General features: G+C 66.3%; 15 protein-coding genes. 11 read left to right on the forward strand and 4 right to left on the reverse strand.

The features are described 5' to 3' along the window. The first annotated feature begins 15 nt into the window (after positions 1-15). The 9 genes from ACRCUN_RS12170 to ACRCUN_RS12210 all read left to right on the forward strand — a co-directional run bounded on the left by ACRCUN_RS12170 (position 16) and on the right by ACRCUN_RS12210 (position 11,130). Positions 16-2,403, forward strand: coding sequence for an NADH-quinone oxidoreductase subunit G (locus ACRCUN_RS12170; protein ID WP_462141888.1), 2,388 nt, complete (start codon positions 16-18; stop codon positions 2,401-2,403). Next, positions 2,400-3,623, forward strand: a complete 1,224-nt coding sequence (gene nuoH / locus ACRCUN_RS12175; RefSeq protein ID WP_462141889.1) for an NADH-quinone oxidoreductase subunit NuoH — start codon at positions 2,400-2,402, stop codon at positions 3,621-3,623. Before ACRCUN_RS12170 ends, nuoH begins: the two co-directional genes overlap by 4 nt. After that, positions 3,616-4,140: an NADH-quinone oxidoreductase subunit NuoI gene (nuoI, locus tag ACRCUN_RS12180; RefSeq protein ID WP_462141890.1), complete on the forward strand. Its 525-nt coding sequence runs from the start codon at positions 3,616-3,618 to the stop codon at positions 4,138-4,140. The genes nuoH and nuoI overlap by 8 nt, the downstream gene beginning before the upstream one ends. Positions 4,141-4,151: 11 nt before the next feature. Next, entirely contained in the window at positions 4,152-4,922 is a 771-nt protein-coding gene (locus ACRCUN_RS12185; RefSeq protein ID WP_462142045.1) for an NADH-quinone oxidoreductase subunit J, read from the forward strand. Between the two features lie 7 nt (positions 4,923-4,929). Next, positions 4,930-5,229 carry an NADH-quinone oxidoreductase subunit NuoK gene (gene nuoK / locus ACRCUN_RS12190; protein ID WP_036428167.1) on the forward strand — a complete coding sequence of 100 codons (300 nt, stop codon included), beginning with the start codon at positions 4,930-4,932 and terminating at the stop codon, positions 5,227-5,229. A 7-nt stretch (positions 5,230-5,236) separates the two neighbouring features. After that, positions 5,237-7,117 (forward strand): NADH-quinone oxidoreductase subunit L, encoded by a 1,881-nt coding sequence (gene nuoL, locus ACRCUN_RS12195; RefSeq protein ID WP_462141891.1) that lies wholly within the window; start codon positions 5,237-5,239, stop codon positions 7,115-7,117. Further along, a complete protein-coding gene (locus ACRCUN_RS12200; protein WP_462141892.1) occupies positions 7,111-8,697 on the forward strand; it encodes an NADH-quinone oxidoreductase subunit M in 1,587 nt (528 codons plus the stop codon). The genes nuoL and ACRCUN_RS12200 overlap by 7 nt, the downstream gene beginning before the upstream one ends. Positions 8,698-8,699: 2 nt before the next feature. Continuing rightward, positions 8,700-10,265, forward strand: coding sequence for an NADH-quinone oxidoreductase subunit NuoN (nuoN, locus tag ACRCUN_RS12205; protein ID WP_462141893.1), 1,566 nt, complete (start codon positions 8,700-8,702; stop codon positions 10,263-10,265). A gap of 97 nt (positions 10,266-10,362) precedes the next feature. Next, on the forward strand, positions 10,363-11,130 hold the full coding sequence (locus ACRCUN_RS12210) for an enoyl-CoA hydratase (RefSeq protein WP_462141894.1): 768 nt from the start codon (positions 10,363-10,365) through the stop codon (positions 11,128-11,130). Here ACRCUN_RS12210 and ACRCUN_RS12215 read toward each other — a convergent pair. Genes ACRCUN_RS12215 through ACRCUN_RS12230 form a run of 4 tightly spaced genes read right to left on the reverse strand, consistent with a single transcriptional unit; the run spans position 11,127 to position 13,910 of the window. Next, positions 11,127-12,164, reverse strand: a complete 1,038-nt coding sequence (locus ACRCUN_RS12215) for a zinc-dependent alcohol dehydrogenase family protein (protein ID WP_462141895.1) — start codon at positions 12,162-12,164, stop codon at positions 11,127-11,129. The genes ACRCUN_RS12210 and ACRCUN_RS12215 overlap by 4 nt on opposite strands. 19 nt (positions 12,165-12,183) lie before the next feature. Further along, complete coding sequence (locus ACRCUN_RS12220; protein WP_462141896.1) at positions 12,184-12,870, reverse strand: PIG-L deacetylase family protein; 687 nt, start codon at positions 12,868-12,870, stop codon at positions 12,184-12,186. A gap of 2 nt (positions 12,871-12,872) precedes the next feature. After that, a complete protein-coding gene (locus ACRCUN_RS12225) occupies positions 12,873-13,271 on the reverse strand; it encodes a YybH family protein (RefSeq protein WP_462141897.1) in 399 nt (132 codons plus the stop codon). 33 nt (positions 13,272-13,304) lie between these two features. Continuing rightward, entirely contained in the window at positions 13,305-13,910 is a 606-nt protein-coding gene (locus ACRCUN_RS12230; RefSeq protein ID WP_462141898.1) for a TetR/AcrR family transcriptional regulator, read from the reverse strand. A gap of 45 nt (positions 13,911-13,955) precedes the next feature. On the opposite strand from ACRCUN_RS12230, the gene ACRCUN_RS12235 reads away from it, so the two are divergent. Both ACRCUN_RS12235 and ACRCUN_RS12240 read left to right on the forward strand, forming a co-directional pair. Further along, entirely contained in the window at positions 13,956-15,092 is a 1,137-nt protein-coding gene (locus ACRCUN_RS12235; protein ID WP_462141899.1) for a phosphotransferase family protein, read from the forward strand. Continuing rightward, positions 15,093-16,208 carry an Rv3169 family protein gene (locus ACRCUN_RS12240; protein ID WP_462141900.1) on the forward strand — a complete coding sequence of 372 codons (1,116 nt, stop codon included), beginning with the start codon at positions 15,093-15,095 and terminating at the stop codon, positions 16,206-16,208. The last annotated feature ends 129 nt before the right edge of the window (positions 16,209-16,337 follow it).

A 16,337-nucleotide genomic window follows, 5' to 3' on the forward strand; every position in this document is an offset into this window, starting at 1 on the left:
AAAGGGGGCACGTCGATGACGCTGGCCGAGCCGACCAAGGACAGCCCGCCGGTGGAAATGGTGCCGCTGACCATCGACGGGCATGAGATCAGCGTTCCCAAGGGCACGTTGGTGATCCGCGCCGCCGAGTTGATGGGGGTCCAGATCCCGCGGTTCTGCGACCATCCGCTGCTCGATCCGGTCGGGGCGTGCCGACAGTGCCTGGTCGAGGTGGAAGGTCAACGCAAACCGATGGCGTCGTGCACCACCACGGTCATGCCGGACATGGTGGTGCGCACCCAGTTCAGCTCCGAGGCAGCAGATAAGGCGCAGCGCGGGGTGATGGAACTGCTGCTGATCAACCATCCATTGGACTGCCCGGTCTGCGACAAGGGTGGCGAATGCCCACTGCAGAACCAGGCGATGTCCAACGGGCGCCCGGAGACCCGGTTCGAAGACGTCAAACGGACCTTCCCCAAACCGATCAACATCTCGTCGCAGGTGCTGCTGGACCGCGAGCGTTGCGTTCTGTGCGCCCGCTGCACGCGGTTCTCCGCACAGATTGCCGGCGATCCGTTCATCGACTTGCTCGAGCGAGGGGCCCTGCAACAGGTCGGTATCGCTCCCGGCGAGCCGTTCCAGTCCTATTTCTCGGGCAACACCGTGCAGATCTGCCCGGTGGGCGCGCTGACCGGCACCGCCTACCGGTTCCGGGCCCGCCCGTTCGACCTCGTCTCGAGCCCCAGTGTGTGCGAGCACTGTGCGTCCGGATGTGCGCAGCGAACCGACCACCGGCGCGGAAAAGTCATGCGCCGGTTGGCCGGTGACGACCCCGAGGTCAACGAGGAGTGGAACTGCGACAAGGGCCGCTGGGCCTTCACCTATGCGACCGTCGGCGATCGGATCACCACACCGCTGCTGCGCGACAACGGTGTATTGCGCCCGGCGTCGTGGTCGGAAGCACTCGGCGTTGCGGGAGCGGGTCTCCTCGCGGCGGCCGGTAGCACCGGCGTGCTCGCGGGAGGTCGGTGCACCGTCCAGGACGCCTACGCGTACTCGAAGTTCACCCGAATGGTGCTCAACACCAACGACATCGACTTCCGTTCGCGGGCCCACTCAGCGGAGGAAGCCGAGTTCCTGGCCGCGCAAGTGGCCGGGACGGCGATGACACTGCGCTACGCGGAGCTCGAGCAGGCGCCGACGGTGTTGCTGGCCGGCTTCGAGCCAGAAGAAGAATCGCCGATCGTGTTCCTGCGGCTCCGCAAAGGGGCCCGCAAGAACAGGGTTCGGGTGCTTTCCGTGGCGCCGTTCGCCAGTCGCGGGCTTACGAAGATGGCGGGCACGTTGATCCCCACGGCGCCCGGAGGCGAAGCCGCGGCGCTGGACAGCCTCGCCGACGACGAGAGGCTGCGCATGCCCGGTGCGGTCATCCTGGTCGGTGAGCGGTTGGCCACTTCACCGGGCGCGCTCTCTGCTGCCGCAAGACTGGCGGCCGGGACCGGTGCTCGGCTGGCGTGGATTCCGCGGCGCGCCGGCGAGCGTGGCGCACTGGAAGCCGGTGCGCTGCCCAATCTGCTGCCGGGCGGCCGCCCGGTCACCGATGCGACGGCCCGCGCGCAGACCGCGGAAGCCTGGAACACCGGCGACCTGCCGGACTCGCCAGGGCGTGACGGCGCCGAGATTCTCGCCGCGGCAGCCGACGGCAAGCTGGCAGCGCTGCTGATCGGCGGGGTGGACATCGCCGATCTGCCCGATCCGGACGTGGCACTGAACGCGTTGCGCATGACGCCGTTCGTGGTGAGCCTGGAGTTGCGCGAGAGCGCGGTAACCGATCTGGCCGACGTGGTGTTCCCCGTCGCACCGGTGGTGGAGAAGGCAGGGGCCTTCCTCGACTGGGAAGGCCGGATTCGGCCGTTCAAGCCGTCGCTGCAGTCCAACGCCATACCGGACCTGCGGGTCCTGCACTACCTCGCCGACGAGATCGGCGTCGACCTCGGCCTCACGACCGCGGATGCCGCCGACGCCGAGCTGGCCCGCCTCGGTGTGTGGACCGGCACCCGCGCTCCCGCACCAACGGTGTCGCCGGCCAAGCCGCCCGAGCCAGAAGCCGGTCAGGCGGTGCTTGCCTGCTGGCGCATGCTGCTCGATGCCGGCCGGCTCCAAGACGGCGAACCGTACCTGGCCGGAACCGCCCGGCCTGCGGTCGCCCGCCTGTCCGCAGCGACCGCCGCCGAGATCGGCGCGGCCGATGGCGATCCGGTGACGGTCGGCACTGACCGGGGTGCGATCACGCTGCCGCTGGCCATCACCGACATGGCCGACCGCGTGGTGTGGCTGCCGATGAACTCCTCCGGCTCGGCGGTGCATTCGCAACTCGGCGTCACGGCAGGCGCGCTGGTATCGATCGGACGGACCGCCTCATGACACACCCGGACCCGACGCTGTTCGGCCACGACCCGTGGTGGCTGATCCTCGCCAAGGCACTCGCCATCTTCGTGTTCCTGCTCCTGACGGTGCTTTCGGCGATTCTGATCGAACGTAAAGTCCTGGGCCGCATGCAGATGCGGCCGGGACCCAACCGCGTCGGCCCGTGGGGCCTGCTCCAATCGCTGGCCGACGGCATCAAGCTCGCTCTGAAAGAGGGCCTCACCCCGGCCGGCGTCGACAAACCCATTTATCTGCTCGCCCCGGTCATCTCGGTGATCCCGGCGTTCATGGCGTTCGCGGTCATCCCGATGGGCGGCGAGGTATCGGTGTTCGGGCACCGCACCCCGCTGCAGTTGACGGATCTCTCGGTCGCGGTGCTCTACATCCTGGCCGTCACCTCGATCGGCGTATACGGCATCGTGCTGGCCGGCTGGGCGTCCGGCTCAACCTATCCCCTGCTCGGCGGACTGCGCTCGAGCGCGCAGGTGATCTCGTATGAGATCGCGATGGCGTTGTCGTTCGCCGCGGTGTTCCTCTATGCGGGCACCATGTCCACGTCGGGCATCGTCGCCGCGCAGGACGGCACGTGGTTCGTCTTCCTGCTGTTGCCGTCATTCCTGGTGTACGTGACGTCGATGGTCGGCGAAACCAACCGGGCCCCTTTCGATCTCCCCGAGGCCGAGGGTGAGCTCGTCGGCGGGTTCCACACCGAGTACTCCTCGCTGAAGTTCGCGATGTTCATGCTCGCCGAATACGTCAACATGACCACGGTCTCGGCCCTCGCCACGACGATGTTCCTCGGCGGATGGCATGCACCGTTCCCGTTCAACATGATCGACGGCGCCGACAGCGGCTGGTGGGCGCTGCTGTGGTTCACCGCCAAGGTGTGGACGTTCATGTTCTTCTACATCTGGCTGCGCGCGACACTGCCCCGGCTGCGCTACGACCAGTTCATGGCACTGGGCTGGAAAGTCCTGATTCCGGTATCGCTGGCCTGGATCATGATCGTCGCGACCACGCACAGCCTGCGCGAACACGGCTACCACAACTGGGCGACCTGGCTTGTCACCTCGGCCGTGGTCGCGGTCGTCGTCCTCGCCTGGGCACTGTGGAAAGCCCTGCGCCGCAAAACTGTTCGACCGGCACCGCAGCAGAGTTCGGGAGCCTATCCCGTGCCACCGCTGCCGGCTGCCAGCAAGGAGACCGCTGATGCCTAAGTTCCTCGACGCACTCGCGGGGTTCGCGGTGACGTTCGGTTCGATGTTCAAAAAGCCGCTCACCGAGGAGTATCCCGAGAAACCCGGACCGGTCGCGCCGCGCTATCACGGCCGCCACCAGCTCAACCGATATCCCGATGGGCTGGAGAAGTGCATCGGATGCGAATTGTGCGCGTGGGCCTGCCCGGCCGATGCGATCTTCGTCGAAGGCGCCGACAACGCAGCGGGCGAACGCTTTTCGCCCGGCGAACGCTACGGCAGGGTGTACCAGATCAACTACCTGCGCTGCATCGGGTGCGGGTTGTGCATCGAAGCCTGCCCCACCAGAGCGTTGACGATGACCAACGACTACGAGATGGCCGACGACAATCGCGCCGATTTGATCTGGGGCAAGGACAAGCTGCTCGCTCCCCTGCAGCCGGGTATGCAGGCACCGCCGCATGAGATGGCGCCCGGCAGCACCGACGACGATTACTACCTCGGAAAGATCAACCCCATCACGGAGGACGTTCGATGACGCCTGAGGTGATGCTGCTGGCGGAGCATATTTCGCGGCTCGCCGCGGTCGACGGCGCGGCCCGCACGTCCACGACCGAGGCGGTGTTGTTCTGGATTCTCGGGGCGGTCGCGGTGCTCGGCGGCATCGGAGTCGTCGCCGCGCCGAAAGCCGTGTACTCCGCGGTGTTCCTGGCGTGCACGATGATCGTGCTGGCCGTGCTCTACATCGCGCAGGATGCCGTGTTCCTGGGTGTGGTGCAGGTGGTGGTCTACACCGGCGCCGTGATGATGCTGTTCCTGTTCGTGCTGATGCTCATCGGTGTCGACCTGTCGGAATCGCTCGTGGAAACGTTGCGCGGCCAGCGCATTGCCGCACTCGCAGCCGGGGTGGGTTTCGGGGTGCTGCTGATCGCAGGAATCGGCAACGTCTCGGTGGCCGGCTTCACCGGCCTGGCGGAGGCCAACGCCGGCGGCAACGTGGAAGGCTTGGCGGCACTGATCTTCACGCGCTACCTGTGGGCGTTCGAGTTGACCAGCACGCTGTTGATCACCGCCGCACTCGGGGCGATGGTGCTCGCGCACCGCGAGCGCTTCGAGCGCCGCAAGACTCAGCGCGAACTGGCCGTCGAGCGCTTCCAGGCGGGTGGGCACCCGACACCCTTGCCGAATCCCGGCGTCTATGCCCGGCACAATGCCGTCGACATCCCGGCGCGGCTGCCCGACGGTTCGGACGCCGCGATATCGGTCAGCTCGATTCTGCCGCAGCGGGCCATGAGCAATTCGAGAAACGGGGAGGGGTGATGCCAGGATGAATCCCGACAACTACCTGTATCTGTCGGCGCTGCTGTTCACCATCGGTGCGGCGGGGGTTCTGTTGCGGCGCAACGCCATCGTGATGTTCATGTGCGTCGAGCTGATGCTGAACGCGGCCAACCTGGCCTTCGTGGCGTTCTCCCGTATGCACGGCCACCTCGACGGCCAGGTGGTGGCGTTCTTCACCATGGTGGTCGCCGCCTGCGAAGTCGTCGTCGGCCTGGCCATCATCATGACGATCTTCCGCACCCGCCGGTCGGCCTCGGTCGACGACGCCAGCCTGCTGAAGAACTAAGGGCGCCATGTCACTTCCAGTGTGGTTGCTGATCGACCTGCCGATCACGGGTGCGGTGATCCTGCTGCTGGCCGGCAGGCGAGCGGACCGGTGGGGGCACCTGTTGGGTTGCGCCGCCGCGCTCTCGTCGTTCGTCGTGGGCGCGTTGTTGTTCGTCGACATGCTGGGCCGCCACGGGGAGGACCGCGCGGTCCACGAGAATCTGTTCTCGTGGGTTCCGGTGGCCGGGTTGCAGGTCGACTTCGGGCTGCAACTCGACGAGCTGTCGATGTGTTTCGTGCTGTTGATCACCGGGGTCGGCTCGCTGATCCATATCTACTCGGTCGGCTACATGGCTCACGATCCCGACCGCAGAAGGTTTTTCGCATACCTCAACCTGTTTCTGGCAGCCATGCTCCTGCTGGTTCTCGCCGACAACTACCTGGGCCTGTACGCCGGGTGGGAAGGTGTCGGCCTGGCCTCCTACCTGCTGATCGGGTTCTGGTCGCACAAGCCGTCGGCCGCCACCGCGGCCAAGAAGGCGTTCATCGTCAACCGGGTCGGCGACATGGGTCTCGCGATCGCGCTGATGATCATGTTCGCCTCCGTCGGCTCGATCTCGTTCGCCGCGGTGTTCGGATCCGCTCCGGCACTGAGCGAACCCACACTGACCGCGATCGGGCTGCTCCTGCTACTCGGAGCCTGCGGCAAGTCAGCTCAGGTCCCGCTGCAGTCCTGGCTGGGCGACGCGATGGAAGGTCCGACCCCGGTGTCGGCACTCATTCACGCGGCCACCATGGTGACGGCAGGCGTCTATCTGATCGTGCGGTCCGGACCGATCTTCGACCTGGCTCCCGCGGCCCAGACCGGTGTCGTGCTCGTGGGTGCGGTCACGTTGTTGTTCGGCGCGATCATCGGCTGCGCGAAAGATGACATCAAGAAGGCACTTGCCGCGTCGACCATGAGTCAGATCGGCTACATGGTGCTCGCGGCCGGGCTCGGCCCGGCCGGATACGCGTTCGCGATCATGCATCTGCTGACGCACGGCTTCTTCAAGGCCGGCCTGTTCCTCGGCGCCGGCTCGGTCATGCACGCGATGGACGACGAGGTCAACATGCGCCGCTACGGTGGCCTGCGCAAGGCCCTGCCGATAACCTTCGCGACGTTCGGGCTGGGATATCTCGCGATCATCGGCGTGCCACCGCTGGCCGGCTTCTTCTCCAAGGACAGCATCATCGAGGCCGCGCTGGGCGCCGGCGGTGTCCGCGGCGTAATCCTCGGCGGTGCGGCCATATTGGGTGCCGGCATCACCGCGTTCTACATGACCCGCGTCATGCTGATGACCTTCTTCGGTGACAAGCGCTGGGCCGACGGCGCACATCCGCATGAGGCACCTGCCGTCATGACGTGGCCCATGATCCTGCTGGCCATCGGCTCGGTGGTCTCGGGTGGAGCACTGGCCGTCGGTGGCACGCTGTCACATTGGCTCGAGCCGGTCGTCGGCGCGCACGAGGCCCATCACGCGGTCCCGGTGTGGATCGTCACGATCGTGGTGCTCGCGGTCGTGGCGATCGGCATCGCGGTGGCCTACCGGATGTACGCACAGCAGACCGTGCCGGTCGAGGTGCCGGAGGGTTCGGAGTTGACCGTCGCCGCGCGCAACGACCTCTACGGTGACGCATTCAACGAGGCGGTGTTCATGCGGGGCGGCCAGGTCTTGACCGCGGCGATGGTGACGGTTGACGACAAGGGTGTGGACGGTGCGGCCGGCGGGCTGGCCACCCTGGTGAGCCGAACCTCCAACGGCCTGCGTCAGTTGCAGACCGGGTTCGCGCGAAGTTACGCGTTGTCGATGCTCGGCGGCGCGGCCCTTGTCGTGGCGGCGATCCTGGCGGTGCGACTGTGGTGAGTTCTTTCCCGTGGCTCACGGCGTTGTGGGCGACCCCGACCATCGGAGCCGCGGTGGTCATGCTGTTGCCTGCTGCCCAACGGGCACTGGCCAAGTGGCTTGCGCTGGCCATATCGGTGGCGGCCCTCGGCCTGACCGTGGCGATCACGGTCGGCTTCGATCCCGCCGGTGAGCAGTATCAGTTCGTCGAATCCCACCGCTGGATACCGTCATTCGGAACCGGGTACATCCTGGGGGTCGACGGCATCGCACTGGCCCTGATCGTGCTCACCGTCGTGCTGGTGCCGCTGCTGATCGTCGCAGGCTGGAACGACGCCGCCGGGCAGTCCGGTCTGGCGGGCCGGTCGGTGCAGGCCTACCTGGCCCTCACACTCGCCGTCGAGGGCATGGTGCTCATTTCCCTCGTGGCGCTCGACATCCTGCTGTTCTACGTGTTCTTCGAAGCGATGCTGATCCCGATGTACTTCCTGATCGGAGGCTTCGGCGGTGAGAACAGATCGAAAGCGGCGGTGAAGTTCCTGCTGTACAACCTGTTCGGCGGATTGGTCATGCTGGCCGCGGTGATCGGCCTCTATGTGGTGACCGCCGGCAGCGACGCGTTCGCGTCGGGCACGTTCGACTTCCGTGCGATCGTCGCGGCCGTCTCGTCAGGGGAACTGATGATCAGCCCGGCGGTGATGAACTTCTTGTTCCTGGGCTTCATGTTCGCGTTCGCCGTCAAGGCTCCCCTGTGGCCGTTCCATCGGTGGCTGCCCGACGCGGCCGTCGAAGCCACGCCGGCCAGCGCGGTGCTGATGATGGCCATCATGGACAAGGTCGGCACCTTCGGCATGTTGCGCTACTGCCTGCAGTTGTTCCCCGACGCATCAACGTATTTCCGTCCTGTCGTGATCACGTTGGCGGTGATCGGCATCGTGTACGGCGCAATCCTCGCGATCGGCCAGGTCGATGTCATGCGGTTGATCGCCTACACATCGATATCGCATTTCGGGTTCATCATCCTCGGCATCTTCGTGATGACCAGCCAGGGACAGTCCGGCTCGACGCTTTACATGGTCAACCACGGAATCTCCACGGCCGCACTGTTCCTCGTCGCCGGATTCCTCGTGTCCCGGCGTGGCACCCGCCTGATCGACGCGTACGGCGGCGTACAGAAAGTCGCGCCGGTGCTGGCCGGGACATTCCTGGTCGCCGGGCTCGCCACTCTCTCGCTTCCTGGGCTGGCACCGTTCATCAGCGAGTTCCTGGTCCTCATCGGGACATTCACGCGATACCCGGTTCTCGCGGTGTTCGCCGCCACGGCTCTCGTGCTCTCGGCCGTCTACATCCTGTGGACCTATCAGCGGATGATGACCGGCCCGGTACGGGACGGACTGGCCGACGGTGAGCACCGGGTCCGCGATCTGGTACCGCGCGAACTCGCCGTGGTGGCACCGTTGATCGCCCTCTTGCTGGTGCTCGGCATCTATCCCAAGCCCGCACTCGACGTGATCAACCCGGCCGTCGAGCACACCATGACCACGATCGGCCAGACGGATCCGCCGCCGAGCGCGCCGACTGTGGCAGAGGGGGGACGCTAGACATGGTCACACCCAGCATCGAGTACGGCCTGCTGTCCCCCATGCTGATCGTGTTCGGCGTGGCGGTTCTCGGCGTCCTCATCGAGGCGTTCGCGCCCCGCCAGGCGCGTTACGCCGCCCAGGTGACCATCGCCCTCGGCGGTTTGGTCGCCGCGGCGGTGGCCGTCGTGCTGGTGGCCCGCGATCTGCACGGCACGCCAGGCAAGCCCGCGGTACTGGGCTCGGTCGTACTCGACGCACCCGCGCTGTTTCTGCAAGGCACGATCGCATTGGTCGGCATTCTCGGCATCCTGCTGATCGCCGAACGGGAGAAGGTCAGCCAAACAGCCGACGGCGAACGAGGTTTGGACGGGTTCACGCCGCAGGCCTCGGCGGTGGCCGGTAGCGTCGCCGAGCAGCTCGCCACCAAGACCGGCGTGATGCAGACCGAGGTGTTCCCGCTGACGATGTTCGCGATCGGCGGCATGCTGCTGTTCCCGGCGGCTGACGATCTGCTGACGATGTTCATCGCGCTCGAGGTGCTGTCGCTGCCGCTGTATCTGCTGTGCGGGCTGGCCCGTCGACGCCGGCTGCTGTCACAGGAAGCCGCGCTCAAGTATTTTCTGCTTGGCGCGTTCTCGTCCGCGTTCTTCCTGTACGGCGCGGCGATGCTGTACGGCTACTCGGGCACGCTGGACCTCGGCGGAATCGCCGATGCGGTCGACAACGGATCAGGCAACACACCCCTGGCGCTGATCGGGGTGGGCCTGCTGCTCGTCGGCGTGTTGTTCAAAGTCGGTGCGGTGCCGTTCCATTCGTGGATACCCGACGTGTACCAGGGCGCGCCGACCGCGATCACCGCGTTCATGGCGGCCGCCACCAAGATCGCGGCGTTCGGTGCGATGCTGCGGATCTTCTACGTCGCGCTGCCGCAGTTACGTGACGACTGGCGGCCCGTGCTGTGGGCGATCGCCATCCTGACCATGGTGGTCGGCACCGTCACCGCCGTCGCCCAGAACGACGTGAAGCGCATGCTGGCGTATTCGGCGGTCGCGCACTCCGGTTTCATCCTCACCGGCGTGATCGCCGCCAATGCCGCCGGAGTGTCGTCAACGCTGTTCTATCTGTTCGCCTACGGGTTCAGCACACTTGGCGCGTTCGCGGTTGTCGGGCTCGTGCGCAACGCCGCGGGGGACGAGGAGACCGCGATGGCATCGTGGGCCGGCCTGGGTCGCCGCTATCCGGTTGTCGGCGCGGTGTTTTCGCTGTTCCTGCTCGCCTTCGCCGGTATTCCTCTGACGAGTGGATTCGTCAGCAAGTTCGCGGTGTTCAAGGCAGCGGGCGAAGGCGGCGCGATTCCGCTGGTGATCGTCGGCGTGATCGCCAGCGCGGTCGCGGCCTACTTCTACGTCCGGGTGATCGTGCTGATGTTCTTCACCGATCCACCCGACGACGCACCCGAAGTCGTGGTGCCGAGCGGCCTCACGACCGCCGTCGTCACCGTCACCGCGGCGGTCACCTTCGCGCTCGGCGCACTCCCGCAGCCATTGCTGGATCTGGCCAACAACGCCGAGGCGTTCCTGCGCTAGGGCTTTCCCTGCGCGAACAGACGCGCAGGTACCCGGGAATTGCACAATCCAGGGTGCTTTCGCGTCTTCTCGTGCTGCCGAGGGCTACGTTCGATCCATGACCATCCTGCTGACCGCCGACCACGGCGCAGTCCGCGTCCTGACGATGAACCGTCCGGAGGCGCGTAACGCGCTCGGCGCGGAGTTGATCGAGGCGCTGTACACGGCGCTCGATGCCGCCGATGCCGATGAGGCGGTCCGGGCGGTCGTGCTGACCGGGACCGATCCCGCCTTCTGCGCTGGTGTCGACCTCAAGCAGGCGCAGTCGCTCGGCCTGGAGTATTTCGAGCGGTTCCAGACGCACAACTGCATCACCAAGACCGGTCAGATGCGCACACCGATCATCGGGGCGATCAACGGTGCGACGTTCACCGGCGGGCTGGAAATGGCGTTGGGCTGTGATTTCCTGATCGCCTCCGAGCGAGCCGTGTTCGCCGATACTCACGCTCGGGTGGGCATCCTGCCGGGCGGCGGTATGACGGCACGGCTTCCCCATGTCGTTGGCGCCGCGATGGCACGCCGGTTGTCGATGACAGGTGAGGTGGTCGACGCGGTGCGCGCCGAACGCCTCGGCCTGGTGACCGAGGTGGTGCCGCACGCGCAACTCATGGACCGGGCCCTTGAACTGGCCGGCCAGATCGCCGAGGTGCCCGGACCGATCATGGCTGGGCTCAAGGAGATCTACCTGCGCGGCACCGATCCGCTCATCTCCCCTGCGCTGGCCGCCGAGCAGGAGATCGCCGGTGCCCAGACACAGGACTTCGACGCCCTCGGCGATCAGTACCGGGCCGTCGCGCAGCGCAACAAGAACCAGATCGGCGGCTAAGCGCCCGGTTCGACAATCGTCATGCCGTGGCCGGCGGGATTGTCCATATCCGCCAGTGCGGCACCGGCGCCGTCGAGACCAATTCGGCGTGTCACCAACCGCTCGGGGTCCAGGGCGCCCGACGCGAGGAGTTCGAGCATCGCGGGATAGTCGACGGCAGGCATACCGTGCGATCCGAGGATTGCCAATTCCTGCGCGATCACCCGGTCCATCGGGAACGCGCTCTGGGCCGCATCGCCGAGGAGTAGACCCACTTGGATGTGCCGGCCGCGACGGCGCAGTGAGGAAACCGACGCCGCGGCGAGGGCGGGATGGCCGACGGCGTCGATTCCGATGTGCACGCCACCGGTTCGTCGCACGATTTCGGCTGCGGTGTCAGGGGTTTCGCTGCCATCGACGAGCTCGTCGGCACCGAGGCGCCCAGCGATCTCCAGCGCCTCGGCGCTGACGTCGATCGCGACGACCTTGGCCCCGAACGCTTTCGCGATCATCACCGCCGACAAGCCCACCCCACCACAGCCGTGGACCGCCACCCACTGCCCCGGTTGCACCCGTCCGTGCGTCGCCACCGCGCGGAACGACGTGGCGAACCGGCACCCGAGCGACGCTGCCGCGACGAACGAGACGGCGTCGGGCAGGCGCACGAGGTTGAACTGAGCGCGCGGAATCACCACCTGCTGTGCGAACGTGCCCGGCAGTGTGAAGCCGGGTTGCAACTGATCGGGACACACCTGCGCGTCACCGGCCAGGCAGAACTCGCACCGGCCGCAGCCGAGCACGAACGGCGCCGTCACTCGATCCCCGGCCCGCCAGCCGGACACCTCGGCGCCCACCGTCACGATCACTCCGGCGAATTCGTGCCCGGGGATGATCGGCATTTCCACCGGATCGTGTCCGCGCCAGGCGTGCCAGTCCGACCGGCACACCCCCGTGGCCGCCACCTCGATGATCACCCCGTCCTCGGGACACTCCGGGTCGGCCACGTCGACAACGGCAGGCACCACGCCGACCTCGGGATACACGACTGCACGCACCGTCTGATCGTACGTTCGCTCAGCGGTGACGCTTGAGGATGAACTCGGCGATGCGCCCGCCCAATTCAGAACACGGCGGGGTCGACATGTCCACCTGCCTGCGGGCCTGCTCGACGACGGGCGTGTCGGGATCGAGAACCTCGAGGTAAACCTTATGCGCGGCAAGGGAATCCACGGCGAGAGCGACGTAGTCATCGATGACCTCGCCATGGGTGGGCTCAGGCCCGTTCTCGAACAGCCACCGCGGCGGGTCGGCAAGGCTGCCTGAGAGCTCGTCAAAGGCCGCCGCGACGGCTTGCGAGAACTCGATGTGATCGCTCTGGTTGGGCGCGTCGGGTGCCCAACTCGGGCCGCTGTAAATGGTGATGACGACGTCGGGTGCGTGTGCGGCGATGGTCTCGGCTATCTTGGCGCGCAGTTCAGGTGTGTTGCGAATGTCGCTGTCCGGAAACCCCCAGAACGCCACGTCGTCGACCCCGACGATCGCCGCGGACCGGCGCTGCTCCACCTCCCGGATCGGACCGGCCTGCTCGGCGGGCATGCCGGCGATGCCCGCCTCGCCGCGTGACGCGAGCGCGTAGTGAACGGACTTTCCCTCCGCCGTCCATTTAGCGACGGCCGCACCGATTCCGTACTCCGGGTCGTCGGGATGCGGCACCAGTACCAGTGCGGTGCGCCAATCTGTGGGAAACGGCTGAATATTCATGGCTAGCTCACTCGGGTGTTGTGGGCGGCACGGATCAGCCACCGATCGTTGCGCTTGACCATGACATAGGTGATGATGCCGGACCGGTCCTGCGGGTCGGCGCCGGGCTGGACGTGATCGGGCCAGGACCAGCGAGTGTGCACAACGGCCGCACCCGGTGCCACGTCGGCGACGGACTCGACCTGTTGGCGGTAGTTGCGCTTCTGTCCTACAACGGATTCCGGGACGTCTTTGTGGCCATCGACGTTGTCGCCCCTGGAAGCCCACCACCGGCCACTGTGCGCGACGAAGTCGGAGTCCTCGGTGAAGTGTTCACCCCACCCGTCCATATCGTGCGCAATCCACAGATCGGTGATCACGGCGATCACGGCCCTGATGTCCTGTTCATCTTTCGCGTTCACCAGGCCAGTGTGAAACCTCAACGGTAATTGAGGTCAACCCTTGGTGACCCCATGCACGACGATCGCCGCGGTCTGCGCAACCCAGTCGTCATCGAGTTCACTGTCGGGCCAGAGCAGCATCCGCAGCATGGTGGCCCCGCCGATGATTTCGACGAGTCGATCGGGGTCCACATCAGCGTGAACCTCGCCGCGCACGATGCCGTCGACGATCCGCTCCCGCACCGCGGCGAACATGTCGGTGAACCGACCCATGACCCGGGCGTTGAGATCCGCGTCCGCGGCGACATCGGCCACCAATCCGGGCAGCGCGGCGCGCACCACCGGGCTGGTGAACACGTCGCGCGCGGCGCCGATCATCGCGCGCACATCCGCGGCGATGTCGCCGGCCGGCGTGGCAAGCGCGGTCGGGGCTGCGGGAAACACCGCTTCGTGGACCAGCTCGGCTTTACTCGACCACCGGCGGTACAGCGCCGTTTTCGTGGTCTCGGCCCGCTCCGCGACCGCGCCCATCGTGACGTTCGAATAGCCGATTTCCACAAGCAGATCCGCGGTGGCGCGCAATATGGCAGCGTCGATACGTGGGTCGCGGGGACGTCCTGCGCCGGCAGTCTTGCCAACGGTTGATGGCTCTGCTTTCATAACGCTACTAACAGTATCGTAATTGCGGTCGTAAGGAAGAATCGGATGGCACATGAACCGGCTGTCGAAGATGTCAGCCGCCTGCAGCATTCAAGTCGCGACGTCACCACCCTGCCCGTCGCGCTGGCGGATTGGCTCGCGACGGTGTTGCCTACCGGCGCCAACCCGCAGGTCACCGTGGAGAGCGGCGTGGATTCCAATGGCATGTCCTCGGAGACCATCCTGCTGACCGCACGCTGGCAGGAGGACGGCTCGCCCGTCGAGCAGCGCCTCGTCGCGCGCGTCGCACCGACCGACGAGGACGTGCCGGTGTTCTCGTCGTACCGGCTCGATCACCAATTCGAGCTGATGCGCCAGGTCGCCGAACTGACCGATGTCCCGGTCCCCCGGGTCCGCTGCCTGGAAACCACAGGTGCGGTGCTGGGGACGCCATTCTTCCTCATGGACCGTGTCGACGGCGTCGTGCCACCCGACGTCATGCCCTACACGTTCGGCGACAACTGGTTCTTTGACGCACCAGCCGAGAGACGTCGGGAACTCCAGGACAGCACGGTTGCCGTGCTGGCCAAGCTGCACTCGATTCCCGACGCGCAGAACCGGTTCGGGTTCCTCACCGAAGTGGACCCGCCCGGCGACACCCCGCTGCACCGGCACTTCGGCTGGCTCAAGGACTGGTACGAATTCTCCGTCCCCGACATCGGACGGTCCCCGTTGGTCGAACAGGCGCTGGCGTGGCTCGAAAGCCACTTCCCGGAAGACGTCGCGGCGTCCGAACCGGTTCTCGCATGGGGTGACTCGCGCATCGGCAACGTGCTCTACGACGACTTCCGGCCGGTGGCGGTGCTGGACTGGGAGATGGCCACCGTGGGCCCGCGCGAGCTCGACGTTTCCTGGATCATTTTCGCGCACATGGTCTTCCAGGAATTGTCAGGGTTGGCCGGGCTGCCCGGTTTGCCGGATGTCATGCGCGAAGAGGATGTCCGGGCCACCTACGAGGAACTGACGGGCGCCCGGCTCGGCGACCTGAAGTGGTTCTACATCTATTCCGGGGTGATCTGGTGTTGCGTGTTCATGCGCACCTCGGCCCGCCGAGTGCGGTTCGGCGAGATGGAAATGCCCGACGACGTGGAATCGACCTTCTACCACGCGTCCCTGCTCCGCCGACTGATTGAGGAGTCCTAGATGCTCGGCCCAATGGATGAGTTTCCGGTACACCAGGTTCCGCAGCCGATCGCGTGGCCGGGTTCCTCGGACCGGAACTTCTACGACCGCTCGTACTTCAACGCTCACGACCGCACCGGCGACATCTTCGTCATCACCGGCATCGGGTACTACCCGAACCTAGGGGTGAAGGACGCGTTCTTTCTCGTCCGCCGAGGCGACACCCAGACCGCGGTGCACTTGTCCGATGCGATCGACCAGGACCGGCTCAACCAGCACGTGATGGGCTACCGCGTCGACGTCGAGCAACCGCTGCACAAGCTGCGCATCACGCTCGACCAGACCGAGGGAATCTCGGCCGACCTCACATGGAACGGATTGTTCGACGTTGTGCAGGAACAGCCGCACATCCTCCGCTCGGGTAACCGGGTGACGCTGAACGCACAACGGTTCGCGCAATTGGGCTCGTGGAGTGGACATCTGACGATCGACGGCGAGCGCATCGCCGTCGACCCCGCCACTTGGATCGGCTCCCGCGACCGGTCCTGGGGTATCCGCCCTATCGGTGAGGCCGAGCCCGCGGGTCGGCCGGCCGATCCGCCGTTCGAGGGCATGTGGTGGCTGTACGTGCCGATGGCGTTCGACGAGTTCTCGATCGTCATCATCATCCAGGAGGAGCCCAACGGGTTCCGGTCGCTCAACGACTGCACGCGGATCTGGAAGGACGGCCGCATCGAGCAGCTGGGCTGGCCGCGCATCAAGATTCACTACCGGTCCGGCACCCGCATTCCCACCGGGGCCACCATCGACGCCACCGCGGCCGACGGTTCGCCTGTGCGGTTCGACGTGGAATCCAAACTGCCCGTGCCCATTCACGTCGGCGGCGGCTACGGCGGCGACTCGGACTGGATTCACGGCGTTTGGAAAGGCGAGAAGTTCACCGAACGGCTCACCTACGACATGAACGATCCGGCGATCGTCGGCCGGTCCGGGTTCGGCGTCATCGACCATGTCGGCCGCGCGGTGTGCACCGAAGGCAATGCGTCGCCCGCCGAGGGTTGGGGCCTGTTCGAGCATGGCGCGCTGGGGCGCCACGACCCGTCAGGTTTCGCCGACTGGTTGACTGTCGCGCCCTAGTTGGTTGGTTGTCCGTTCCCCGCTGATTGTCGGTTCCCGCCGATTGTCACGCTAGCGTGGCTGCCGGCTTCGAGCGTCACTCTGGCGTGACAATCGGCAGCCAACGACGCTCGGCAACCAACCGATGCA

The sequence above is a fragment of the Mycobacterium venezuelense genome, from assembly GCF_054919535.1.

Excerpts from the sequence above, each read along its gene's own strand:
- ACRCUN_RS12170 (WP_462141888.1), top strand. The coding sequence starts at position 16 with ATGACGCTGGCCGAGCCGACCAAGGACAGCCCGCCGGTGGAAATGGTG.
- nuoH (WP_462141889.1), top strand. The coding sequence starts at position 2,400 with ATGACACACCCGGACCCGACGCTGTTCGGCCACGACCCGTGGTGGCTG.
- nuoI (WP_462141890.1), top strand. The coding sequence starts at position 3,616 with ATGCCTAAGTTCCTCGACGCACTCGCGGGGTTCGCGGTGACGTTCGGT.
- ACRCUN_RS12185 (WP_462142045.1), top strand. The coding sequence starts at position 4,152 with ATGCTGCTGGCGGAGCATATTTCGCGGCTCGCCGCGGTCGACGGCGCG.
- nuoK (WP_036428167.1), top strand. The coding sequence starts at position 4,930 with ATGAATCCCGACAACTACCTGTATCTGTCGGCGCTGCTGTTCACCATC.
- nuoL (WP_462141891.1), top strand. The coding sequence starts at position 5,237 with ATGTCACTTCCAGTGTGGTTGCTGATCGACCTGCCGATCACGGGTGCG.
- nuoN (WP_462141893.1), top strand. The coding sequence starts at position 8,700 with ATGGTCACACCCAGCATCGAGTACGGCCTGCTGTCCCCCATGCTGATC.
- ACRCUN_RS12210 (WP_462141894.1), top strand. The coding sequence starts at position 10,363 with ATGACCATCCTGCTGACCGCCGACCACGGCGCAGTCCGCGTCCTGACG.
- ACRCUN_RS12220 (WP_462141896.1), bottom strand. The coding sequence starts at position 12,870 with ATGAATATTCAGCCGTTTCCCACAGATTGGCGCACCGCACTGGTACTG.
- ACRCUN_RS12230 (WP_462141898.1), bottom strand. The coding sequence starts at position 13,910 with ATGAAAGCAGAGCCATCAACCGTTGGCAAGACTGCCGGCGCAGGACGT.
- ACRCUN_RS12235 (WP_462141899.1), top strand. The coding sequence starts at position 13,956 with ATGGCACATGAACCGGCTGTCGAAGATGTCAGCCGCCTGCAGCATTCA.
- ACRCUN_RS12240 (WP_462141900.1), top strand. The coding sequence starts at position 15,093 with ATGCTCGGCCCAATGGATGAGTTTCCGGTACACCAGGTTCCGCAGCCG.